General features: G+C 63.2%; 22 protein-coding genes. 15 read left to right on the forward strand and 7 right to left on the reverse strand.

Going from position 1 to position 23791, the window contains the following annotated elements; genetic code table 11:
• Window positions 1–15 precede the first annotated feature (15 nt).
• The 5 genes from lpdA to QSV36_RS25740 all read left to right on the forward strand — a co-directional run bounded on the left by lpdA (window position 16) and on the right by QSV36_RS25740 (window position 6531).
• Window positions 16–1452 (forward strand): dihydrolipoyl dehydrogenase, encoded by a 1437-nt coding sequence (gene lpdA / locus QSV36_RS25720; RefSeq protein ID WP_013973439.1) that lies wholly within the window; start codon window positions 16–18, stop codon window positions 1450–1452.
• A gap of 172 nt (window positions 1453–1624) precedes the next feature.
• Window positions 1625–2791, forward strand: a complete 1167-nt coding sequence (gene sucC, locus QSV36_RS25725; RefSeq protein WP_003254205.1) for an ADP-forming succinate--CoA ligase subunit beta — start codon at window positions 1625–1627, stop codon at window positions 2789–2791.
• A complete protein-coding gene (gene sucD / locus QSV36_RS25730; protein WP_004376004.1) occupies window positions 2791–3675 on the forward strand; it encodes a succinate--CoA ligase subunit alpha in 885 nt (294 codons plus the stop codon). Before sucC ends, sucD begins: the two co-directional genes overlap by 1 nt.
• A gap of 479 nt (window positions 3676–4154) precedes the next feature.
• On the forward strand, window positions 4155–5468 hold the full coding sequence (gene brnQ / locus QSV36_RS25735) for a branched-chain amino acid transport system II carrier protein (protein WP_289135919.1): 1314 nt from the start codon (window positions 4155–4157) through the stop codon (window positions 5466–5468).
• 310 nt (window positions 5469–5778) lie between these two features.
• The gene (locus QSV36_RS25740) at window positions 5779–6531 is read left to right on the forward strand and encodes a DUF599 domain-containing protein (RefSeq protein WP_289135921.1); all 753 of its coding nucleotides are present in this window, start codon (window positions 5779–5781) and stop codon (window positions 6529–6531) included.
• A gap of 67 nt (window positions 6532–6598) precedes the next feature.
• Here QSV36_RS25740 and QSV36_RS25745 read toward each other — a convergent pair whose 3' ends face one another.
• Window positions 6599–6883, reverse strand: a complete 285-nt coding sequence (locus QSV36_RS25745; RefSeq protein ID WP_086978461.1) for a hypothetical protein — start codon at window positions 6881–6883, stop codon at window positions 6599–6601.
• A 154-nt stretch (window positions 6884–7037) separates the two neighbouring features.
• Here QSV36_RS25745 and QSV36_RS25750 point away from each other — a divergent pair, with 154 nt between their 5' ends.
• The 4 genes from QSV36_RS25750 to QSV36_RS25765 all read left to right on the forward strand — a co-directional run bounded on the left by QSV36_RS25750 (window position 7038) and on the right by QSV36_RS25765 (window position 10770).
• Window positions 7038–7514, forward strand: coding sequence for a PaaI family thioesterase (locus QSV36_RS25750; protein ID WP_289135926.1), 477 nt, complete (start codon window positions 7038–7040; stop codon window positions 7512–7514).
• A complete protein-coding gene (locus QSV36_RS25755) occupies window positions 7511–7993 on the forward strand; it encodes a PaaI family thioesterase (RefSeq protein WP_289135928.1) in 483 nt (160 codons plus the stop codon). The genes QSV36_RS25750 and QSV36_RS25755 overlap by 4 nt, the downstream gene beginning before the upstream one ends.
• Before the next feature lie 69 nt (window positions 7994–8062).
• Window positions 8063–9967 (forward strand): molecular chaperone HtpG, encoded by a 1905-nt coding sequence (gene htpG / locus QSV36_RS25760; RefSeq protein WP_186688238.1) that lies wholly within the window; start codon window positions 8063–8065, stop codon window positions 9965–9967.
• Between the two features lie 77 nt (window positions 9968–10044).
• On the forward strand, window positions 10045–10770 hold the full coding sequence (locus QSV36_RS25765; protein ID WP_289135931.1) for a dienelactone hydrolase family protein: 726 nt from the start codon (window positions 10045–10047) through the stop codon (window positions 10768–10770).
• 94 nt (window positions 10771–10864) lie between these two features.
• On the opposite strand, the gene QSV36_RS25770 is transcribed toward QSV36_RS25765, so the two are convergent.
• On the reverse strand, window positions 10865–11728 hold the full coding sequence (locus QSV36_RS25770; protein ID WP_289135933.1) for a pirin family protein: 864 nt from the start codon (window positions 11726–11728) through the stop codon (window positions 10865–10867).
• Window positions 11729–11845: 117 nt separating this feature from the next.
• Here QSV36_RS25770 and QSV36_RS25775 point away from each other — a divergent pair, with 117 nt between their 5' ends.
• Window positions 11846–12850: an amidohydrolase family protein gene (locus QSV36_RS25775; RefSeq protein ID WP_289135935.1), complete on the forward strand. Its 1005-nt coding sequence runs from the start codon at window positions 11846–11848 to the stop codon at window positions 12848–12850.
• 118 nt (window positions 12851–12968) lie between these two features.
• On the opposite strand, the gene fabB is transcribed toward QSV36_RS25775, so the two are convergent.
• From fabB to QSV36_RS25800, 5 genes are all read right to left on the reverse strand, one after another.
• The gene (gene fabB / locus QSV36_RS25780; protein WP_225778538.1) at window positions 12969–14189 is read right to left on the reverse strand and encodes a beta-ketoacyl-ACP synthase I; all 1221 of its coding nucleotides are present in this window, start codon (window positions 14187–14189) and stop codon (window positions 12969–12971) included.
• Window positions 14190–14200: 11 nt separating this feature from the next.
• The gene (gene fabA, locus QSV36_RS25785) at window positions 14201–14716 is read right to left on the reverse strand and encodes a 3-hydroxyacyl-[acyl-carrier-protein] dehydratase FabA (protein WP_170030830.1); all 516 of its coding nucleotides are present in this window, start codon (window positions 14714–14716) and stop codon (window positions 14201–14203) included.
• A 207-nt stretch (window positions 14717–14923) separates the two neighbouring features.
• Window positions 14924–16855 (reverse strand): ATP-binding protein, encoded by a 1932-nt coding sequence (locus QSV36_RS25790; RefSeq protein WP_289135938.1) that lies wholly within the window; start codon window positions 16853–16855, stop codon window positions 14924–14926.
• Complete coding sequence (locus QSV36_RS25795; protein ID WP_289135940.1) at window positions 16852–17742, reverse strand: ABC transporter substrate-binding protein; 891 nt, start codon at window positions 17740–17742, stop codon at window positions 16852–16854. The genes QSV36_RS25790 and QSV36_RS25795 overlap by 4 nt, the downstream gene beginning before the upstream one ends.
• Window positions 17742–19889, reverse strand: coding sequence for a TonB-dependent receptor plug domain-containing protein (locus QSV36_RS25800; protein WP_289135942.1), 2148 nt, complete (start codon window positions 19887–19889; stop codon window positions 17742–17744). The genes QSV36_RS25795 and QSV36_RS25800 overlap by 1 nt, the downstream gene beginning before the upstream one ends.
• Before the next feature lie 262 nt (window positions 19890–20151).
• On the opposite strand from QSV36_RS25800, the gene QSV36_RS25805 reads away from it, so the two are divergent.
• From QSV36_RS25805 to QSV36_RS25825, 5 genes are all read left to right on the forward strand, one after another.
• On the forward strand, window positions 20152–21177 hold the full coding sequence (locus QSV36_RS25805) for an NAD(P)H-dependent glycerol-3-phosphate dehydrogenase (protein WP_289135944.1): 1026 nt from the start codon (window positions 20152–20154) through the stop codon (window positions 21175–21177).
• Between the two features lie 15 nt (window positions 21178–21192).
• The gene (locus tag QSV36_RS25810; RefSeq protein ID WP_289135946.1) at window positions 21193–21540 is read left to right on the forward strand and encodes a DUF4389 domain-containing protein; all 348 of its coding nucleotides are present in this window, start codon (window positions 21193–21195) and stop codon (window positions 21538–21540) included.
• A complete protein-coding gene (gene sixA, locus QSV36_RS25815; protein WP_289135948.1) occupies window positions 21537–21995 on the forward strand; it encodes a phosphohistidine phosphatase SixA in 459 nt (152 codons plus the stop codon). Before QSV36_RS25810 ends, sixA begins: the two co-directional genes overlap by 4 nt.
• A 153-nt stretch (window positions 21996–22148) precedes the next feature.
• A complete protein-coding gene (locus tag QSV36_RS25820; RefSeq protein ID WP_289135950.1) occupies window positions 22149–22937 on the forward strand; it encodes an alpha/beta fold hydrolase in 789 nt (262 codons plus the stop codon).
• Window positions 22934–23788, forward strand: coding sequence for an alpha/beta hydrolase (locus tag QSV36_RS25825; RefSeq protein WP_289135952.1), 855 nt, complete (start codon window positions 22934–22936; stop codon window positions 23786–23788). Before QSV36_RS25820 ends, QSV36_RS25825 begins: the two co-directional genes overlap by 4 nt.
• Window positions 23789–23791 lie beyond the last annotated feature (3 nt).

Raw genomic sequence — 23791 nt, forward strand, 5'->3', positions numbered from 1 at the left:
AAAAAGGAATCTTTTATGACCCAGAAATTCGACGTAGTGGTGATTGGTGCAGGTCCTGGCGGCTATGTGGCTGCCATCAAGGCCGCACAGCTTGGTCTGAAGACTGCCTGTATCGAAAAATACACCGACGCCGAGGGCAAGCTGGCCCTGGGCGGCACCTGCCTGAACGTGGGTTGCATTCCTTCCAAGGCGCTGCTGGACAGCTCCTGGAAATACAAGGAAGCCAAAGAGAGCTTCAATGTCCACGGTATCTCCACTGGCGAAGTGAAGATGGACGTCGCCGCGATGGTCGGCCGCAAGGCGGGCATCGTCAAGAACCTGACCGGTGGCGTCGCCACCCTGTTCAAGGCCAACGGCGTGACCTCGATCCAGGGCCACGGCAAGCTGCTGGCTGGCAAGAAGGTCGAAGTCACCAAGGCTGACGGCACCACCGAAGTCATCGAAGCCGAGAACGTGATCCTGGCTTCCGGTTCGCGCCCGATCGACATTCCGCCGGCTCCGGTCGACCAGAACGTCATCGTCGACTCCACCGGCGCCCTGGAATTCCAGGCCGTGCCGAAGCGCCTGGGCGTTATCGGTGCTGGCGTGATCGGCCTCGAGCTGGGCTCGGTATGGGCGCGCCTGGGTGCCGAAGTCACCGTCCTGGAAGCCCTGGACACCTTCCTGATGGCTGCCGACACCGCCGTGTCGAAAGAAGCCCAGAAGACCCTGACCAAGCAAGGCCTGGACATCAAGCTGGGCGCACGCGTCACCGGTTCGAAAGTCAACGGCAACGAAGTTGAAGTGACCTACACCGACGCCAATGGCGAGCAGAAGATCACCTTCGACAAGCTGATCGTCGCGGTCGGCCGTCGTCCGGTGACCACTGACCTGCTGGCTGCCGACAGCGGCGTGACCATCGACGAGCGTGGCTACATCTTCGTCGACGACTACTGCGCCACCAGCGTGCCGGGCGTCTACGCCATCGGCGACGTGGTACGCGGCATGATGCTGGCCCACAAGGCTTCGGAAGAAGGCATCATGGTGGTCGAGCGCATCAAGGGCCACAAGGCCCAGATGAACTACGACCTGATCCCGTCGGTCATCTACACCCACCCGGAAATCGCGTGGGTCGGCAAGACCGAACAGGCCTTGAAGGCCGAGGGCGTTGAGGTTAACGTGGGCACCTTCCCGTTCGCGGCCAGCGGCCGTGCGATGGCTGCCAACGACACCGGTGGTTTCGTCAAGGTCATCGCCGATGCCAAGACCGACCGCGTCCTGGGTGTACACGTGATTGGCCCATCGGCTGCCGAACTGGTGCAGCAGGGCGCAATCGCAATGGAATTCGGCACCAGTGCCGAGGACCTGGGCATGATGGTCTTCAGCCATCCGACCCTGTCCGAAGCGTTGCATGAAGCAGCGCTGGCTGTGAATGGCGGCGCCATTCACGTGGCCAACCGTAAGAAGCGTTAATTATAAGAAACCACGGCGGGCTGCCCGTCGTGAGTCTTGCGTGCATGACTCACCGCGGAAAGTCCGCCGGACCGGATCACACGGGAAAACCCGGGGTCAACGGTCACAGGTGGTGCGGCGCCAGTAATGGCGCAGCGCCGAAGCGCAGTACCTAACGAAGACGGTAAAAAGCATGAATCTTCACGAGTATCAGGGTAAGCAGCTGTTCGCTGAATACGGCCTGCCAGTTTCCAAGGGTTTCGCTGTCGATACCCCTGAGCAAGCGGCAGAAGCCTGCGACAAGATCGGCGGGAACGAGTGGGTGGTAAAAGCCCAGGTTCACGCGGGTGGTCGCGGCAAGGCGGGCGGCGTCAAGCTGGTTCGCAGCAAAGAAGACGCCAAGGCGTTCGCTGCACAGTGGTTGGGCAAGAATCTGGTTACCTACCAGACCGATGCCAACGGTCAACCCGTCTCCAAGATTCTGGTCGAATCCTGCACTGACATCGCCAAAGAGCTGTACCTGGGCGCTGTAGTCGATCGTTCGAGCCGCCGTATCGTGTTCATGGCCTCCACCGAAGGTGGCGTGGACATCGAGAAAGTCGCTCACGAAACCCCTGAAAAGATCCTCAAGGCCACTATCGATCCGCTGGTCGGCGCGCAGCCGTTCCAGGGCCGTGAACTGGCGTTCCAGCTGGGTCTGGAAGGCAAGCAGGTTCAACAGTTCGCCAAGATCTTCGTAGGCCTGGCCAAGCTGTTCAAGGACCACGACCTGGCGCTGCTGGAAGTCAACCCGCTGGTGATCAAGGCCGACGGCGACCTGCACTGCCTCGATGCCAAGATCAACATCGACGCCAACGCCATGTACCGTCAGCCGAAGCTGAAAACCTTCCACGACCCGTCGCAGGACGACGCCCGTGAAGCCCACGCTGCCAAGTTCGAACTGAACTACGTTGCCCTCGAAGGCAACATCGGCTGCATGGTCAACGGTGCCGGCCTGGCCATGGGTACCATGGACATCGTCAACCTGCACGGCGGCAAGCCGGCCAACTTCCTTGACGTTGGCGGTGGTGCTACCAAAGAGCGCGTTACCGAAGCGTTCAAGATCATTCTGTCCGACAGCAATGTCGCGGCCGTACTGGTCAACATCTTCGGCGGCATCGTTCGCTGCGACATGATTGCCGAAGGCATCATCGGTGCAGTGAAAGAAGTCGGCGTCAAGGTTCCGGTGGTCGTTCGCCTTGAAGGCAACAACGCCGAACTGGGCGCTAAAGTACTGGCAGAAAGCGGTTTGAACATCATTGCGGCAACCAGCCTGACCGACGCTGCTCAACAAGTTGTCAAAGCTGCGGAGGGCAAGTAATGAGCGTCCTGATCAATAAAGACACCAAGGTTATCTGCCAGGGCTTCACCGGCTCGCAGGGTACTTTCCACTCCGAACAGGCCATCGCCTACGGCACCAAAATGGTCGGCGGCGTAACCCCAGGCAAGGGTGGCACCACCCACCTGGGCCTGCCGGTGTTCAACACCGTGAAAGAAGCTGTAGAGGCCACCGGCGCCGACGCTTCGGTCATCTACGTTCCGGCGCCTTTCTGCAAGGACTCGATCCTGGAAGCGGCCTTCGGCGGCATCAAGCTGATCGTCTGCATCACCGAAGGCATTCCTACCCTGGACATGCTGGATGCCAAGGTCAAGTGCGACGAGCTGGGCGTGACCCTGATCGGCCCTAACTGCCCAGGTGTCATCACCCCGGGCGAGTGCAAGATCGGCATCATGCCAGGCCACATCCACCTGCCAGGCAAGGTCGGTATCGTTTCGCGTTCCGGCACCCTGACCTACGAAGCGGTCAAGCAGACCACCGACGCCGGCTTCGGCCAGTCGACCTGCGTCGGTATCGGTGGCGACCCGATCCCGGGCTCCAACTTCATCGACATCCTGAAGCTGTTCCAGGAAGACCCGAAGACCGAAGCGATCGTCATGATCGGCGAGATCGGCGGTTCGGCTGAAGAAGAAGCTGCGGCCTACATCAAGGCCAACGTCACCAAGCCTGTAGTTTCCTACATCGCTGGTGTTACCGCTCCGGCGGGCAAGCGCATGGGCCACGCTGGCGCCATCATCTCCGGCGGCAAGGGCACTGCGGACGAGAAGTTCGCCGCCCTGCAGGACGCTGGTGTGAAGACCGTGCGTTCCCTGGCTGACATCGGCAAGGCCCTGGCCGAGCTGACTGGCTGGGAAGTGAAGAAGTAATACCGCTGCACCCCCACGCGCACAGAGGCCACCTTCGGGTGGCCTTTGTCGTTTCCGGGGTATGGGTATTCCTGTGCCAGCCTCTTCGCGGTTAAACCCGCTTCCACCGGAAATCACTAACCTTGAGCATGGTGAAGTACCTGTGGGAGCGGGTTTGCCCGCGAACAGGCCAGTACAGTCAGTAAAGATTTTTCGATGGGTTTGATAGGATTTTTCACGCAGACGACAGTTTCAATACTGGGATAATCCCCCTGTCCCGGTTGCACAGACGACAAACATGTACGCACATCGGACAAGCAGCACTGTGCCAGTGCGTTTAAGTGACAAAACAGTTACCCTACGCGCTCACTCTGTGCCCGTCCCCCAAAAGGGAACGACACGCTAAACGGGTCTGGCTTATCAAGCCGGGCAGCATTTCCCCCAACCCATGGGGAAATCCCTTCTCGAATCCCGATTTCAGCAGTGTGGTACTACCTTAAATGAAAGTTTTAAAAGGCCAGGACATCCTGGCGCTTGGCTTTATGACGTTTGCGCTTTTCGTGGGCGCGGGCAATATCATCTTCCCGCCTATCGTCGGCCTGCAGTCTGGCCCGCACGTGTGGATGGCCGCCCTGGGCTTCCTGGTTACCGCCGTGGGCCTGCCGGTCATCACCGTGGTCGCCCTGGCCAAGGTCGGTGGCGGTATGGATGCCCTTAGCAGCCCGATCGGCAAGTTCTTTGGTGGCCTGCTGGCGGCCGTGTGCTACCTGTCGGTCGGTCCGCTGTTCGCCACCCCGCGCACCGCCACCGTGTCGTTCGAAGTGGGTGTGGCACCGCTGACCGGCGAAAGCCCGCTGGCACTGTTCATCTACAGCCTGGTGTACTTCCTCGTGGTGCTGGCGGTGTCCATGTACCCGGGCAAGTTGCTCGATACCGTGGGCCGCTTCCTTGCGCCGTTGAAGATCATCGCCCTGGCGGTGCTGGGCATCGCCGCCTTCGCACTGCCTGCCGGGACCATGGGTGAAGCGCAGCCGGCCTATGCCGCCGCGGCCTTCTCCAAGGGCTTCTCCGATGGCTACCTGACCATGGACACCCTGGGCGCCCTGGTATTCGGTATCGTCATCGTCAATGCCATTCGCTCGCGCGGCGTCGAGTCGCCGAAGCTGATCACCCGCTATGCGATCATCGCCGGCCTGATCGCCGGTGTCGGCCTGGCCCTGGTGTATGTAAGCCTGTTCCGCCTGGGCGCCGGCAGCCACGAGATCGCGGCGGGTGCCACCAATGGTGCGGCGGTGCTGCATGCCTATGTGCAGCACACCTTCGGCTCGCTGGGCAGCGGCTTCCTCGCCGTGCTGATCGCACTGGCGTGCCTGGTCACCGCTGTCGGCCTGACCTGCGCCTGCGCCGAGTATTTCAGCCAGATCCTGCCGCTGTCGTACCGTGCCCTGGTGGTGATCCTGGCGGGCTTCTCGCTGCTGATTTCCAACCTCGGCCTGACCAAGCTGATCATGTTCTCGATCCCGGTGCTCACCGCGATCTACCCACCCTGCATCGTGGTGGTCGGCCTGAGCTTCGTGAAGGACCTGTGGAACTCGCCAACCCGCATCCTGGCACCGGTGATGCTGGTGTCGCTGCTGTTCGGCATGGTCGACGCCATCAAGGGCAGCAGCATTGCCCACGTGCTGCCGGACTTCCTGGCCCACCTGCCGCTGAGCGACCAGGGCCTGGCCTGGCTGGTGCCTTCGGTGGTGACCCTGGTCGGCGCCGTAGCCTGCGACCGCCTGCTGGGCAAGCCGCGCGAAGCGCTGGCCTGACAGTCGAAACCTGAGGGCAGCACTGGCCACAAGCCGCAGGGTGCTTGCCAAGGGTGGAAACTACAAAGCCCCGTATCCGAGAGGATGCGGGGCTTTTTGTTTGCCTGTACTGGCCTCTTCGCGGGCGCGCCGGCTCCCACAGGAAAGCGCAAGCCTCAGAATTGGCGGTGTACCTGTGGGAGCCGGCGTGCCCGCGAAGAGGCCGGGATGAGCGGTGCAAATATCAGGATGGATGTGTGCCTTTTGCCGCTTGCCAGCGTCGAAAATCGGTCCCTATCCTTCAGGTATCTGGCCCTCTCGGGAACCCTGCATGAATTTCATCCAAAGCAATCTCAACAACCTGTTGGCCATCGCCTGGTTCGCCCTGTGCTGGGGCGGCTATACCCGCTATGCCATCTGGAAGGGCCGCGACACCGCGTGCCTGGCCAGCGTGCTGCACCTGTACCGTGAGGACTGGATGCGCCGCATGCTGTTGCGTGACAACCGCATCGCCGATGCCAGCGTGATCGGCAACCTTGAGCGCAACGCTTCGTTCTTCGCCTCCAGCACCCTGATCATCCTGGCGGGTATCCTCACTGTGCTCGGCGCTTCCGACCGGGCACTGTCATTGCTGGCGGACCTGCCGCTGGTGCAGCAAACCTCGCAGGGTATGTCGGAGATCAAGCTGTTGTGCCTGGCCATGGTGTTCGTCTACGCCTTCTTCACCTTCAGCTGGTGCATGCGCCAGTACAACTTCGCTGCAGTGCTGGTGGGTTCGGCGCCGATGATAGGCGAGCGCCTGGTCAATGAACTGGAACGCAAGGCATTCGCCTCGCGGGCGGCGAGGGTGTTGTCACTGGCAGCCAACCAGTTCAACTTCGGGCTGCGTTCTTATTACTTCGGCATGGCCATGTTGAGCTGGTTCATCAGCCCGTGGTTATTCATGGCCATGAGTGTGGGCGTGGTGCTGATTCTGTACCGCCGCGAGTTCCATTCGGACGTGCTGGATGTGATGGTATTCACACCCACTGAAAGTCTGCCAACCGAAGTGCCCAGGGAACCGACCGTGGGCGTAAACAACTGAAACGTTTTACTTGCTGTTTGCAGGCACAAAAAAACCCGACCATGTCGGGTTTTTTTGTGTAGACCGATTACTGCTTGGCAGGTTCGGCCGGGGTGGCCGGCGCAGCTTCCGGAGCCGGAGTAGCCGGAGCGGCTTCTTCGGCAGCCTTCTGCTCGGCTTCGGCCTGATCTTTGGCGGCTTCGGCGTTTTCCTTGGCAGCCTCGTTCATTTTATCCTGAGCTTCGCCCGCTTTTTCCTGGGCTTGCTCGGCGTGTTGCTGTGCGTCCTGGGCTTTGTCTTCGCTCGCTTTATCGCAAGCAGCCAGGCCCATGGCAGCGGCCAGCATCAGAGCAAAAGCAAAAGGTTTACGCATGGGGGTGTTTCTCCTTGGTGGAATAAGTGACTTGTTCCTTCGAGTCCAACTACGCGGAATAAGTTCCGCGAAGGTTACACATATATAACATCCTCTTCTATATAGACTTTTTAACGAATTTATGCCGCAGTGGCAATGTGGGTGGTAACAGCCTATGAGCGATGCAACCTTGAAGGCCATGGCCGAGCGTTTTCTCTCGGCGCTGCAACATTGTCAGTTATTGCAGATGCGCGTGGCTCAGGCCGATGCCGATGGCATGACCCTGGTCCTGCCTTGGTCGCCGGCCATTGTCGGCAACCCGCAGACCGGTGCCGTGCACGGCGGCGCGCTGACCACGCTGATGGACACCACCTGCGGCATGGCCACCTTGTGCGTGCTTCCGCGTTTCGAAGTGTGCCCGACCTTGGACCTGCGCATTGACTACATGCACCCGGCCGAAGCCGGCAAGGCCATCTACGGTCACGCCCAGTGCTATCGGGTAACCCGCGACGTAATCTTCACCCGTGGCACGGCCTACCAGGACGACCCGGCGCAACCGATCTGCCAGGTGGTGGGTACGTTCATGCGCCTGGGTCAGCAGGTCAAAGGTGGCATCCGTTTCGGCAATAGCCTGAAGGAGGGCGGCGCATGATTCCGCACGCGGTTCGCCAGCAGCTCAACGCCGCCCACGCGGTTGGCGACTACCGGCCATTACTGGCGCTGATTCCCTACGCCAGCCTGATCGGCATCGAATGCGAACGCCAGGGTGATGATCTGCTGTTCCGCCTGCCGGCCAGCCAGAACAATATCGGCAACCCGCTGCTGCCCGCCATCCACGGCGGGGTGATTGCAGGCTTCATGGAGTTGTCGGCAGCCCTTTATCTGCTGATCTACAGCGAGAGCGCGAGCATTCCGAAGATCATCGACTTTTCCATCGACTACCTGCGCGCCGGGCACTTTCGCGATACCTATGCCCAGTGCCAGCTATGGCGCCAGGGGCGGCGGGTGACCAATGTGGCGATCACGGCCTGGCAGGGCGACCGGCAGGCGCCGATTGCCACTGCCCGCGCGCATTTCAAGATCGAACCGGAAACGCCCTTGAAATCATCCGGGCAGCCCCCATCTGCATGACATCCGCCGTTAACGCAGGCCGAACCGGCCGCCGGCGCCAACTGCCATCAGATCGGAGTTTTGAAGACCATGAGTGTGGAGACTCAAAAAGAAACGCTGGGCTTCCAGACCGAGGTGAAGCAGCTGCTGCACCTCATGATCCATTCCTTGTATTCGAACAAGGAGATCTTCCTGCGTGAATTGATCTCCAACGCCTCCGACGCCGCCGACAAGCTGCGTTTCGAGGCCCTGGCCAAGCCAGAGCTGTTCGAGGACGACGCCGACCTGAAGATTCGCCTGAGCTTCGACAAGGACGCCGGTACCGTGACCCTCGAGGACAACGGCATCGGCATGAGCCGTGAAGACGTCATCGCCCACCTGGGCACCATCGCCAAGTCCGGCACCGCCGACTTCATGAAGAACCTTACCGGTGACCAGAAGAAGGACTCGCACCTGATCGGTCAGTTCGGTGTGGGCTTCTACTCCGCATTCATCGTTGCCGACAAGGTCGACGTGTACAGCCGTCGCGCCGGCCTGCCGGCCGCCGAAGGCGTGCACTGGTCGTCGAAGGGCGAGGGCGAGTTCGAAGTCGCCACCGTCGACAAGCCGCAGCGCGGTACCCGTATCGTCCTGCACCTGAAAAAGGGCGAGCAGGAGTTCGCCGATGGCTGGCGCCTGCGCAACGTGGTCAAGAAATACTCCGACCACATTGCCCTGCCGATCCAGCTGCCGAAGGAGCAGGTTGCCGCCGAAGGCGAGGAACAGCCGGCCCAGGAATGGGAAACCGTCAACCGTGCCAGCGCCCTGTGGACCCGCCCGCGTACCGAGATCAAGGACGAGGAGTACCAGGAGTTCTACAAGCACATCGGCCACGACTTCGAGAACCCGCTGGCCTGGAGCCACAACAAGGTCGAAGGCAAGCTGGAATACAACTCGCTGCTGTACGTGCCGGCCCGCGCGCCGTTCGACCTGTACCAGCGCGAAGCGCCACGCGGCCTGAAGCTGTATGTGCAGCGCGTGTTCATCATGGACCAGGCCGAGTCGTTCCTGCCGCTGTACCTGCGCTTCATCAAGGGTGTGGTCGACTCCAACGACCTGTCGCTCAACGTGTCGCGGGAAATCCTGCAGAAAGACCCGATCATCGACTCGATGAAGACCGCGCTGACCAAGCGCGTGCTGGACATGCTGGAGAAACTGGCCAAGAACGAACCCGAGCAGTACAAGGGCTTCTGGAAAAACTTCGGCCAGGTGCTGAAGGAAGGCCCGGCCGAGGACTTCGCCAACAAGGAGAAGATTGCCGGCCTGCTGCGCTTCGCCTCCACCCAGGACGACAGCGGCGAGCAGAGCGTTGCCCTGGCCGACTACCTGGCCCGTGCCAAGGAAGGCCAGGACAAGATCTACTACCTGACCGGCGAATCGTATGCGCAGGTCAAGAACAGCCCGCACCTGGAGGTCTTCCGCAAGAAAGGCATCGAAGTGCTGCTGCTGACCGACCGTATCGACGAGTGGCTGATGAGCTACCTCAACGAGTTCGACGGCAAGGCCTTCGTCGACGTCGCCCGCGGCGACCTGGACCTGGGCAAGCTGGATTCGGAAGAAGACAAGAAAGCCCAGGAAGAAGTCGCCAAGGAGAAGGAAGGCCTGGTCGAGCGCCTGAAGGGCGCACTGGGTGACAGCGTGGCCGAAGTTCGCGTGTCGCACCGCCTGACCGACTCGCCGGCGATTCTTGCCATCGGTGAGCAGGACCTGGGCCTGCAGATGCGCCAGATCCTCGAGGCCAGCGGGCAGAAGGTGCCGGAGTCCAAGCCGATCTTCGAGTTCAACCCGACCCACCCGCTGATCGAGAAGCTGGACAACGAACAGAGCGAAGACCGCTTCGCCGAGCTGTCGCATATCCTGTTCGATCAGGCGGCCCTGGCGGCCGGTGACAGCCTGAAGGACCCGGCGGCTTACGTTCGTCGCCTGAACAAGCTGCTGGTCGAGCTGTCTGCTTGAGTTGATGGATGAAAGCCCGCTTCGGCGGGCTTTTTTCATGGCGGGCATTGTGATCATGAGTGGCAAAGGAGTGTTTGATGAGCAAAGTAATCGTCGAATCGCTGGTCTACCACCTCTCCGGGAAGACCTACGAAAGCCGCCTGGTGTATGAGCCGGGTGCGCTCGGCCGCCCTGGCCTGGTGATGGCGCCGAACTGGATGGGCATTGGCGAAGGGGCCGAGCGCATCGCCAAGGAAGTGGCCGAGAAGGGCTATGTGGTGCTGATTGCCGACCTGTACGGGCAATCGTTGCGCCCGTCCAATGCCGACGAGGCGGGTGCGGCCATGATGCCGCTGAAGAACGACCGTGGTGAATTGCGCAAGCGCATGCAGGAAGCCCTGGCCCAGCTGCTGGGGCAGTCGAAGGCGTTGCTGGAGCCGGGCAAGGTGGCCACGTTCGGCTTCTGCTTCGGTGGCTGCTGTGCCCTTGAGCTGGCACGTTCTGGCGCCGACCTGCGCGCGGCGGTGTCGTTCCATGGCACCCTGGACACGCCGGACCCGGCGGATGCCAAGCGCATCAAGGGCTCGGTGCTGGTGCTGCACGGCGCCTCGGACCCGCTGGTGCCGAAAGAGCAGCTGCCGGCGTTCGAGGACGAGATGAACGCGGCAAAGGTCGATTGGCAATTGCTCAGCTATGGCGGCGCAGTGCATTCGTTTACCGACCCGAGCGCCAATGTGCCAGGCAAGATGCAGTATGACCGGCGTACCTCGGAGCGGGCGTTCCGCGCGATGCATAATCTGCTGGCCGAAGTGTTCCAGCGCTGACGTTGCACGGGGCCGCTCTGCGGCCCATCGCGACACGATACAGGGAAAGCGTGGCTCATGGCATGCGCGGTCCCAGTAGGGGCGGCCTTGTGAATCAGCGCGGCAGCTCGATCCTCGAAGTTTCCCCGGGTACCACCGGCCAATCCCCTGCAGCCCACCTGGCCCGGGCCTGTTCGATCAGTTCTCCATCACTGGCGACAAAATTCCAGTTCATTCGCCGTGGCCCATCCAGTGGCGCACCGCCAATCAGCACCAGCTGGCACTCAGCCGCCGCATACAGCGTCACCTCTTCGCCCTCCGGCAGGACCACCAGGCTGCACGGCTCCACCTCCTCATCGTTCATCATCAGCTCGCCATCGAGCAGGTACAGCGCCCGCTGGGCATGCTCGGTCGGGACGCGCAAGGTGGTCGCCGGCTGCATTTGCACATGGGCGTAAAGGGTAGGGGAAAGCACTGCCACCGGTGATTCCAGGCAAAACCCGCTGCCGGCGATCATGCAGATGCGCACCCCCAGGCTATCACTGACGGGCAGGCTGGCAGCCGGGTAATGGCTGTAGCTTGCCGGGCCTTGTTCCTGCTCGCGCGGCGATGCCAGCCATACCTGCAACCCATGCAGGCGCGAGCCATGCGCCAAGGCATCTTCGGGCGTACGCTCGACATGGGCCACGCCGCTGCCTGCGGTCATCCAGCTGACGTCACCCGGTAGCACCCGCTGTGCCGAGCCGAGGCTGTCCTTGTGCAGTATTGCCCCTTCGAACAGGTAGGTCAGGGTAGACAGGCCGATATGCGGGTGCTGGCGGATGTCCATGCCATGCCCCGGGGCATAGTCGGTTTCGAGCATGTGGTCGAAAAACACGAACGGGCCGACACTGCGGCACTGGGCCGACGGCAGCGGCCGGAGGATCGGCTGGCCCTCGACCGATTCGGCGCGCGGGTGGATGACCAGGGGGCTGCTCATGGGACGGGCTCCAGGCACGGTGGAAATGCCCCAAGCATAGCGGTTTGTCTGCCTCGGCTGAACCGTCTCGCTGGGCAGCCGGTCTACAGGATCGGTATTCGCAAGAGGACGCTGCCCATGATAGCCCGAGCGCTGGCCTGCGCGCTGTTGTCCGCCTGGTTGTGCCAGGCGGTACAGGCGCGTGACTACCGCTACAGTGATGCGCATCTGCACTACGTCGATTTCTTCCAGGAAAGCGAAGGCATGCCGGCATTGATCAAGGCGATGGATGCCGCTGGCATCGAGCAATCGATGATTTCCGGCATCCCGGTGGCCAAGAAATGGCATGAAGACGAGCCCAAGCGCCCGCGCTACTACGCGGGCGACGACGCCGATGCCTACTGGTACAGCGCCACCGACACCTATGTGGCGGCGGCACTGCAGCAGTTGCCGCAGGCGCAGCGCAAACGCTTTCATCCGTTCCTGACCGGCTTCAACCCGGTAGACAAGAATGCCGTCAGCCATATCGAGCGCATGCTCGATCTGTACCCTGGGCTGTGGCAGGGCATTGGCGAGGTGTTTACCCGGCATGACGACCTGACGGCGCTGACCAGCGGCGACACACCGCGCGCCAACAACGAAGCCATGACCCGTATCTATCACCTGGCGGCCGAGCGCGACCTGCCGGTGCTGCTGCATTCCAATATCACCTCAAAGCGCGAGCGCAACCCGCTGTACCTGGCAGAGATCGAAGAGCCGCTGCGCAATCATCCGCACACGCGTTTCATCTGGGCGCACGCCGGCAGCAGCATGGAAATTCACCGGCACCAGACGCAGATGGATTTTCTCCTGCCGGTGCTGACGCGGTTGCTGGAAGATTACCCGAACCTGTATGTCGACCTGTCGTGGAGCGTGCTGGAGCCCTACCTGCTGGACGACAAGGGCGTGCCGCGCAAGGCGTGGCTGGCGTTGGTCGAGAAGTATCCGGAGCGCTTCATGCTGGGCTCGGATGTGGTGGGGCGCTTTGGCAGCCTGGGCGAGCAGATGCACGGGTTCAGGCCGTTTCTGGATGCCTTGCCGGAACAGGTGGCCAACAAAGTGGCCAAGGATAACTTCCTGGCTGTGCTGCCCAGGCAGAACTAAGGGCGGTCTGTGCTGGCCCTGTCGTTGGCGAGCCAGCGCCCACAGGCCTTGCCGCCAGGTGGCACAAATGAAAACGCCCCGAACCAGTCGGGGCGTTTTCGTTTACTGCATCAGCGTCTTACTTGCCAGTCCAGCGCTTGAGCACCAGGGTGGCGTTGGTGCCGCCGAAGCCGAAGCTGTTGCTCATGACCGTGTCGATCTTGGCGTTTTCTTCGGTCTTGCGCAGGATCGGCAGGTCGGCGACCTCCGGGTCCAGCTCGTCGATGTTGGCGGAGCCGGCGATGAAGTTGTTTTCCATCATCAGCAGGCAGTAGATCGCCTCGTGCACGCCGGCAGCGCCCAGCGAGTGGCCCGACAGGCTCTTGGTCGAGCTGATCTTCGGCGCGTTGGCACCGAATACTTCGCGAACGCCCTTGATTTCGGCAACGTCGCCGACCGGGGTCGAGGTGCCGTGGGTGTTCAGGTAGTCGATCGGAGTGTCGACAGTGGACAGCGCCTGCTGCATGCAGCGGATGGCGCCTTCGCCGCTCGGGGCAACCATGTCGTAACCGTCGGAAGTGGCGCCGTAGCCAACGATCTCGGCGTAGATCTTGGCGCCACGGGCCAGGGCGTGTTCCAGCTCCTCGACCACCACCATGCCGCCGCCACCGGCGATGACGAAGCCATCACGGTCGGCGTCGTAGGCGCGCGAGGCCAGCTCCGGGGTTTCGTTGCGCTTGGTCGACAGGGCACCCATGGCGTCGAACAGGAACGACTGGCTCCAGTGCTCTTCTTCACCGCCACCGGCGAAGACGATGTCCTGCTTGCCCCACTGGATCTGCTCCAGCGCGGTGCCGATGCAGTGTGCCGAAGTGGCGCAGGCCGACGAGATCGAGTAGTTGATGCCCTTGATCTTGAACGGGGTGGCCAGGCACGCCGAAACGGTGCTGCCCATGGTGCGGGTTACGCGGTACGGGCCGACACGCTTGACGCCTTTCTCGCGCAGGGTGTCCAGCGCTTCCATCTGGTTCAGGGTCGAGGCGCCGCCGGAGCCGGCCACCAGGCCGGTGCGCGGGTTGGAAACCTGTTCTTCGGTCAGGCCGGCGTCCTTGATCGCGTCCTGCATCGCCAGGTAGGCGTAGGCAGCGGCATGGCCGACGAAGCGGTAGACCTTGCGGTCGATCAGTTCTTCGAGGTTGAGGTCGATGGACCCGGAAACCTGGCTACGCAGCCCCATTTCCTTGTATTCCGGGTTGTAACGGATACCCGGACGGCTGTTGCGCAGGTTTTCGGTGACGGTAGCTTTGTCATTGCCCAGGCACGATACGATGCCCAGACCAGTGATAACGACGCGGCGCATGCGAATAACCCTTAGAAATTGTCAGTGGAGGTGAACACGCCGACCCGCAGGCCTTCGGCAGTGTAGATCTCGCGGCCGTCGACGCTGACCGAGCCATCGGCGATGGCCATGTTCAGCTTGCCCTTCAGGACGCGCTTGATGTGGATGTTGTAAGTGACCTTCTTGGCCTGCGGCAGTACCTGGCCAAAGAACTTCACCTCGCCCGAACCCAGGGCGCGGCCGCGGCCCGGCAGGCCCTGCCAGCCGAGGAAGAAACCGACCAGCTGCCACATGGCGTCGAGGCCCAGGCAGCCCGGCATTACCGGGTCGCCTTCGAAATGGCAGGCGAAGAACCACAGGTCCGGGGTGATATCCAGCTCGGCGACCAATTCACCTTTGCCGTACTTGCCGCCTTCTTCGCTGATATGGGTGATGCGATCGACCATCAGCATGTTCGGCGCGGGCAGTTGCGCATTACCTGGGCCGAACAGCTCACCGCGACTGCAGCGCAGCAGGTCTTCCCGAGTAAAGGCGTGTTGTTTGGTCATGCGAGCTCCTCAATAACCCCCTGTGGCAGGGGATGAATCTTCCCGGCCGGCCCGAAAACCAACTGCTTCGGGGCGGCAGCCTACAGGTAGACTATTGCGTTGTGGTGAAAGTCACAGTGCGCCTGGTGAAAGAAGTACAGGTGTGCACTGAAACGTCTATTTTCAGGTCCGTTGAAGGTCCTGTCCAGTGTTTAAGACTGCCGCACTTTAGCATTTATCGCCAGTCGCGGTTGTCCGACCGGGCAGCCAGCGCTGCAGTACCTGCTGCAGTTCGGTGCGGCGCAAGGGTTTGCTCAGGTAGTCGTCCATCCCGGCTGCCATGCAACGCTCGCGGTCGCCCTGCAAGGCGTTGGCGGTCAGGGCGATGATCGGTAGCGCGGCACCGTTGGGCAACTGGCGGATACGCCGGGTGGCCTCATAGCCGTCCAGGTGCGGCAGGCGACAGTCCATCAGCACGGCGGCAAAGCGCTGCCGGCTGACCCGCTCGACCGCCTCCAGGCCGTCCTCGGCGGTGCATACCGCCAGCCCCAGGCTGCGCAGCATGGCGGCGATGACACTCTGGTTGACCTGGTTGTCCTCCACCAGCAGCACCTGGTCGTGGTCGCCAACCGCAGGTTGTGTATCGGCAGGCTGCGCCAGCGCGGCCGCGGCAGGGCCGGCCAGGGCCAAGGGCATTTCCAGGGTGAAGGTCGAGCCAAGCCCTTCACGGCTTTCGCCGCGCAGCTTGCCACCCATGCGTTCGGCCAGGGTGCGGGCGATCGACAGCCCCAGCCCGGTGCCGCCATAGCGGCGGGAAATCGAGCTGTCCGCCTGCTGGAAGGCCACGAACATCATTTCCAGGCGTTCGCTGTCGATGCCGATGCCGGTGTCACGCACGCTGCAGGTCAGCCAGATCAGTTGCCGGTCGAGCACCTGCCAGTGCGCCTCGACCTGCACCTGCCCGCGTTCGGTGAACTTCAGCGCGTTGCCGACCAGGTTCAGCAGGATCTGGCGGATGCGCGTGGGGTCGCCGTTGACCTGCAAGTGCTCGATCCCGACCGGTAGTTGCAGGTGCAGGCCGAGGCCGCGTTGCTGGGCGCTGTGCTGGAACGACAGGACGCTGCTGGTGATCAGCTCGCCGAGGTTGAAGTCGATGTGCTCCAGCTGCAGCGCGGTACGTTCGATACGCGAGAAGTCGAGGATGTCATTGATGACCTTGAGCAGGTGCCCGGTGGACTCGCTGGCCACCGCGGCGTACTCGGCCTGTTCGGTGTTCAGCGGCGTGGTTTCCAGCAACTGCAGCATGCCCAGCACGCCATTCATCGGGGTGCGTAGCTCGTGGCTCATCATTGCCAGGAAGTCCGACTTGGCGCGGTTGGCCTGCTCGGCCTCTTCGCGGGCCTGGATCAGCTCGGCAATCGCCTGCTTCTGCTCGTCGCTGGCCTGCTCCAGGGCGTGCGCCAGGTTGTTGATATGGCGTGCCAGGTGGCCCAGCTCGCTGTCGTCGACCACCGGCAACAACCTGTCGTACTCGCCCTGCTGGATGGCCTTGACCGCATGGCCCATGTCGCTGATCGGCTTGGCCAGGCTGAGGGCCAGGCGGCGCGCCAGGAGGAAGGTGAACAACAAGGCGAACAGCGCGAGGATGCCGGCCTTGATCACGATTTCCTGCTGGCGCTGGCTGAAGGCGTCATCGGACATGCCGACGATCACCCGGCCGAGGTAGTCGTCGCCGATGGCCGGGACGGTTGCCTTGCCCTGTTGCAGGAAGTCACTGTCCAGGCGGATCTGCTGCAGGCGGATGGGCGCCTGGAACACTTCGACACGCTGCGCGCGGTTGGCGCTTTCGTCGGACTGCTCGACGTACACCAGAATGTGGTTGCGGCTGTCCTGCACTTCGAGGAAGCGCACGTGGGGAATGCTGAGGGTGGCGCGCATCAGGCCCTCGAGTACCTCGTTGTTGCCGGAGATCACCCCGTACTCCGAGGCCGGTGCCAACTGGTTGGCGATCAGTTGCCCGGTGTGGTTCAGCTCCTGGCGCAGGTCCTGGATGCGGACGAAGGTAAAGAAGCTGATCAGCAGCAGGGTCAGCAACAGGGCAGGGCCGAGGCTGATGATCTGGGTGCGGGTGTGGATGTCCCAGCTCAGGCGCTTGCTCATGGGGTGGGTTCTCCTTCGGCCAGGGCCTTGGCGGCGGCGTTCGGATCGATCGGTTCAAGGCCCAGGGCGCGTGCCACCTGCTGGTTGCCGCTGACGCCGTAGCGTGCCGGATACAAGCTGCGCGGCCAGCGCGCCGGCGGCTGGTCGAGCAACTGGTCGAGTACCGCCAGCCAGTCGTCCTGGTCGCTGAAGGTGCTGGCCAGGGCGCCGGCGCGGACGAACCCGGCGTTCGGGCCGATCAGCGCCATCTGCCGGCCATAGCTGCTCAGCAGCAGGTTCTTGGCGGTCTTGGAGTTGTACAGGTCAGGGTCGTCCAGGCCCAGCAGCACATCGCTGTTGGCCAGCAGGTGCTGCAGCGGCCGGCTGTCACGCGGGTCGGGCCAGTCCTGGGCAATGATCTCCAGGCCCAGCGGGCGGGCGGCAAGGCGCAGCTCTTCGAGCAGGAAACCGCTGTGCTCGCCGTACAGCACGCCAATGCGCTGGGCCTGTGGCAGCAGGTAGCGCGCCAGGCGTAGTTGCCGGCCCAGCGGAGGGTCGCTCCACAACAACGTGAGGAACGCTGGCAGCGACTTTCCCAGGCGCTGTGCAGCCTGTACTCGGCTGACCCGCATGGCCAGGGCTGGCGGGCCGGTGTTTTCCCCCAGGCGCCATTCCAGCGCGGCGTTGTCCAGCAGGATCAGGCGCAGGTCGTTTTTGAGCAGGCCGGGGCGTGGCAGGTCGGCGGTGGTCTGGAAGTGCACATGATCGTGCGGGCGGCGGCTTTCCAGTGCCGCGACGAAGCTGCGGATGCCGGGTTGGTCCTCTGCGCCGACCAGCACGATTTCGCTGGCAGACAGCGGCCCCAACGGCCACAGGCACAGCAGCAACAGGCGCAGCAACAGGGCCATCAGAACTCCAGCTCCGCGCTGACGCTCAGGCGGTGGCGGCTGTCGTAGCGGTTCTGGATCGCCGTGGTCGGCTCATCGTCCAGGCGCTGCTGCCACAGCGCCGCCAGTTCAAGGTTACTGCCGCGCACCCGGAAGCGTTTGGCCAGGCGCAGGTCGAGGCGTTCATAACGGTACTGGTTGAGCGCATCGTCGCCATAGTAGAACAGCGCGCTCGACCAGCCATCGCCCCATTCGCGCATCCACCCGGCCGAACCGCTGTTGCGGGCGCTTAGGCGGCGGTCGTTGGGGTTGCTGGCCCACGCATCCACGTAGGCATAGGTCAGGCGCAGGCGGTCGCGCAGGGTCGGGCGCCAGTCCAGTTGTGCCTCGCTACCGCTGAAGCGGGCCTTGTTGGCGTTGCTGGCGATGAACTGGTTGTTCTTCAGGGGCTCGCTGATCATTCCGGTGATCTCGTCGTAGAACAGCTTCACATCCATGCTCAGGCCGATGTCGCTGAAGTAACCGTTGTAGCCTACCTCGCGCGAGCGCATGCGCTCCTGCTCGAGGTCGCCCGGGCCACGGGTCTTGACGAAGTACTCGCCGTTTTGCAGGCCGAACGCATTGGGGCTGAGGTTCTTGACCGTGTAGCTCCAGTTGACGTTGTTCTCGAACATGTCGGGCGAACGCACGGCCTCGGAATACACCGCGCGCAAGCCATGGCGCGGGGTGATCAGGTAGTTGACCGCCACCCGCGGCGTCAGTGAACTGCCCGACAGGCGCGAGTCTTCGAACATGGTGCCGCCCTGCAGGATCCAGTGCTCGTCGGCGCGCCACTCCAACTGGCCGAACAGGCGCCAGGTCTGGTCGTCAATGCTGCCATTGAAGTAGGTTTGCGAGTCGGCACGATCGTAGCGGTAATTCATGCCGCTGAGCAGGCGCAGGCTGTCGGTCAGGCTCAGGGTGTCCTGGATTTCCAGGTCGTAGCGGGTTTCACGCGTGCTCTGGTCGACATCGCCGCAGACCTGCTGGTTGCCACCGTTCGCCCATTGCTGCTGAACTTTCTCCAGCAGCCCTTTCATGACCGGGTCGTCGGTCGAAAGTGGCGCACCGGTAGCAATGCCGCGTGCCACTTTTTCGGCGAAGTCAGGGTTGATCTGCCAGAGCTGGGTCAATTCCGGGCTGAACGACTGCAAGGCGTCGCAGGCCCGCCAGACCTGCTGACGGTCGAAGTGCTGGGCCGAGCCCTGGACATACAGGCTGTGTTCGGAGCTGAAGTCCTTGGTCCAGCGTACCGAGCCAGCGTAATCCTTGGCATTGACGTCAGCGTCGTTGCCCGCCTCGTATTTCTTGAACACCGGCTGGTAGGTGTATGGCCGCTGGTTGCTGCCTTCCTTCACTGCCAGTTGCCATTCCAGGGTCTGGTCGTGTGCCAGGCTGTGGCTGGCATTGAGGTTGAAGCGGGTCAGCCGGCGGCTGTCACGGTAGTCCTGGCCAAACTGGTTTTCATCGAAACCGTCGTCCTGCTGGCCGGACAGCGACAGGCGCATGTCGCCACCGTCCCAGCCGAAGCCGTGGCTGGCGTAGAAGTCGTTGATGCCATCCTCGCCGCGGGTGGTCTTCAGCCGCGTGCCATGGCTGTCGGCGGGGTTGCGGGTGAGGATGTTGACCACCGCCATCAGCGCATTGGCGCCGTAGCTGACCGTGTTGGGGCCACGGAATACCTCGATGCGCTCGATGTCTTCCATGGCCAGCGGGATATCGCTCCAGTCCACCGTGGCCAGGCCTGCGCGGTACACCGAGCGGCCGTCGATCAGTACCTGCATGCGTCGGGCGTCATTGACGTTGCTGCCGTGGTAGTTGACCGTCGGCTGGTTGCCGGCGCCGTAGCCGATCATCATGCCCGGCACCAGGCGCAGCAGCTCGGGGATATCGCGAGCGCCGCTGGCGCGGATCAGCTCGCTGTCGAGCACGGTCATGCTGCCTGGCACTGCTGCGGGGGATTGTTTCAGGCGTGTGGCGGTCAGCACCTGTGGCAGGTCGGTGTTGTCGACGAACAGATCGTCGGCCACGGCCGGGCCGCCGAGCAGGGCAGTCAGCAGGAGCAGGCGCGGGTACGGGGGCGTGCCAGGGAACACAAAGCTGCCTTGTTTCAGGATTGAGACAGGCATGGTAACTGACCGGGCGGGTTTTGCCAGCGGGCCGTGGGGGAGGCGGGCTTGGGAGGGTGGCTGGGGTGGGGTGCATGTCTTGAGGGGGTCAGCGCCTGTGCGATCGAGCGCCGCCCGCGCGGCGCATCGCGGGCGGCGCTCGATCGCACAGGCGCCATAAACCCCAGGGCGAACCCGGAAAACCCCCACCACTGGCTCTGTAGCAGACGACCCGTATAATGTTCAGGTCGCCACTTAACTTAATGGCTCTAACGGATTGATTATGACTGAACAGCAACCTGTTGCAGTTCTGGGAGGCGGCAGCTTCGGCACCGCCGTGGCGAACCTGCTGGCCGAAAATGGCGTGCCAGTACGCCAATGGATGCGCGACCCCGAGCAAGCCGAAGCCATGCGCGTCAACCGCGAAAACCCACGCTATCTCAAGGGCATCCGCCTGCAGGACGGCGTCGAGCCGGTCAATGACCTGCTGGCCACCTTGCAAGCCAGCGACCTGATCTTCGTCGCCCTGCCATCGAGCGCCCTGCGCAGCGTGCTGGCGCCCCATGCTGAACTGCTGCGCGGCAAATACCTGGTCAGCCTGACCAAGGGCATCGAAGCGCAGAGCTTCAAGCTGATGAGCCAGATCCTCGAGGAAATCGCCCCCGAGGCCCGTATCGGCGTGCTCTCCGGCCCCAACCTGGCCCGCGAGATCGCCGAACACGCGCTGACCGCCACCGTGGTCGCCAGCGAAGACGAACAACTGTGCCAGCGCGTACAAGCCGTGCTGCACGGCCGCACTTTCCGGGTATACGCCAGCAGCGATCGCTTCGGCGTCGAGCTGGGCGGTGCACTGAAGAACGTCTACGCCATCATCGCCGGCATGGCCGTTGCCCTGGGCATGGGCGAAAACACCAAGAGCATGCTGATCACCCGTGCCCTGGCCGAGATGACCCGCTTCGCCGTCAGCCAGGGTGCCAACCCCATGACGTTCCTGGGCCTGGCCGGTGTCGGTGACCTGATCGTCACCTGCTCCTCGCCCAAGAGCCGCAACTACCAGGTTGGCTATGCGCTGGGCCAAGGCCTGAGCCTGGAGCAGGCCGTCAACCGCCTGGGCGAAGTGGCCGAAGGGGTCAATACACTCAAGGTACTCAAGGCCAAGGCCCAGGAAGTGCAGGTATACATGCCGCTGGTGGCTGGCCTGCATGCGATCCTGTTCGAAGGCCGCACGCTGAACCAGGTGATCGAGCACCTGATGCGCGCCGAGCCGAAGACCGATGTCGATTTCATTTCCATCAGTGGTTTCAATTAAGCGAAGGAGCAGCACATGAACGATACCCCCGAGCGCGCCCAGCGCGAGTCGATCATCCTGCGGGTGCTGTGGATGCTGGTGTTCCTGGTGGTCTGGCAACTGGCCGAGATCCTCCTCGGCGGCCTGGTGCTGGTGCAGCTGATCTACCGCCTGGTTTATGGCGCACCGAGCGCCAGCCTGATGAACTTCGGTGACAGCCTCAGCCAGTACCTGGCACAGATTGGCCGTTTCGGCACCTTCCACACTGACCAGAAGCCTTGGCCGTTCGCCGACTGGCCAGCGCCGCGCGCTCCGCAAGGTGAAACCCCGCACACCGTGGCCCCGGCGCCGCACCCGGTGCGTGATGAGGAGCCCAAGCTGTGAAGCTGTGGGTACTGCGCCACGGCGAAGCGGAGCCGCGGGCCAGCAGCGATGCCGAACGCCGGCTGACCGCCCATGGCCGCGAGCAGGTGCTGCACAGCGCTGCTCGCCTGCTGGACCAGCCGTTGCAGGCGATCCTCGCCAGCCCATACGTACGCGCCCAGCAGACGGCGGCCCTGGTGCATCACACCCTGGGCTTCGCCGAACCGGTGCGCACTGTGCCGTGGTTGACGCCCGAAAGCGACGTGCAGCAGGTGATCGGCGAAATCGAGCGCCTGGGCCTGGAGCATGTGTTGCTGGTCAGTCATCAGCCGTTGGTAGGGGCATTGGTCGGCATGCTGGAGCATGGCCATCACCAGCGGCCGGCGGGCATGAGCACTGCCAGCCTGGCGGAACTGGAAGGGGACTGGCCGCTGGCTGGCCTGATGACCCTCCGGGCGATCAACTCCCCGGCTTGAGCCCAAGGCGTGCCCGCTCCCAGGAAGATTGTGCAATTCTTCAGATCTGGGCAACAGTGACCTGATAGCCCTTGTCGATGACCTTTCCGGATGTTGCCGAACCTTCCGGCGATACCGACAATGGGCCATCATTTGCCATCCGGATGTGGCGCCATGTCGCAGCAGATCTTCTTCGCCCATGCCAACGGTTTCCCTTCTGCCACGTACGGCAAGTTGTTCGCGGCACTGGCACCGGACTACCAGGTGCAGCACCTGGATCAGCACGGGCACGATCCGCGCTTCCCGGTGGACGACAACTGGCAGAGTCTGGTCGACGAGTTGCTGCACCACCTGGCCCGGCAGGACCAGCCGGTATGGGGTGTCGGCCATTCACTGGGCGGTGTGCTGCACCTGCATGCGGCCTTACGCCACCCGGAGTACTACCGCGGTGTGGTGCTGCTCGACTCGCCAGTGCTCACCCGCGCCGACCAGTGGCTGCTGCGTACCGCCAAGCGCTTCGGTTTCATCGACCGTATCACCCCGGCTGGCCGCACCTTGGGACGCCGGGAACTCTTCGGCGACCGTAACAGCGCCCGTGCTTATTTTGCCGGCAAGTCGCTGTTTCGCCATTTCGACCCCGATTGCCTGGATGCGTATGTCGAGCATGGTCTGCAGACGATGCCGCAGGGGCTGCAACTGCGCTTCGACGTCGCCACCGAAATCAGCATCTACCGTAGCATTCCGCATACCAGCCCTGCGCCTGCACGGCAGCTGCAGGTGCCACTGGCCATGGTCCGCGGCGAGCGCAGCAATGTCATTCGCCGCCACCATGCGCTGGCTGTACGCGGCATGCCCAAGGGCGAATACCACAGCGTGCCGGGAGGGCACATGTTCCCCCTGGAGCGGCCAACCGACACCGCCAGCCTGATCAAGGGCCTGTTCGACCGCTGGAGCCAGGCATGAGCACGCAGGTCGAGGAAATCCGCCTGAGCCTGGGCCATATCGAGCTGGCGGCGCACCTGTTCGGCCCGGAAGATGGCCTGCCGGTGATCGCCCTGCATGGCTGGCTCGACAACGCCAACAGCTTCGCCCGCCTGGCACCGCGCCTGCAAGGCCTGCGCATCGTCGCCCTGGACCTGGCCGGGCATGGCTACTCGGAGCACCGCCCGCCCGGCGCCGGCTATGCCCTGGCCGATTACGCCCATGACGTGCTGCGGGTAGCCGGGCAACTGGGCTGGCAACGTTTCGCCCTGCTCGGCCATTCGTTGGGGGCAATCATTTCGGTACAACTGGCTGGCGCGTTGCCAGAGCGGGTCAGCCACCTGGCCTTGATCGATGGCGTCATTCCCCCGACCGGTGCCGAGCAGGACGCCGCCGAGCGCCTGGGCATGGCCCTGCAGGCCCAGCTGCGCCTGGACGACAAGCGCAAGTCGGTGTACATGACGCTCGAGCAGGGCGTAGAGGCGCGCATGAAGGGCATGGTCGCGGTCAGTCGCGAGGCAGCCGAGCTGCTGGCCCAGCGCGGCCTGATGCCGGTGCCGGGTGGCTACAGCTGGCGCAGCGACAGCCGCCTGACCCTGCCATCGCCGCTGCGCCTGAGTGAAGCCCAGGCCATGGCCCATGTGCGCCGGGTGAGTTGCCCGGCGTGCCTGGTCGTGGCGGCCGACGGCATGCTGGCACGCCACACCGCGTTGCAGCAGCAGCTACCCTTTGAACAGGTGAGGCTGCCCGGTGGCCATCACCTGCACCTGAACGATGAGCAGGGCGCAGCGCTTGTCGCAGACTGTTTCAATCGCTTCTTTGGCTTTGCTTGACTT

It is taken from the genome of Pseudomonas sp. BCRC 81390, assembly GCF_030341915.1.
In the GTDB taxonomy this organism is placed as follows: domain Bacteria; phylum Pseudomonadota; class Gammaproteobacteria; order Pseudomonadales; family Pseudomonadaceae; genus Aquipseudomonas.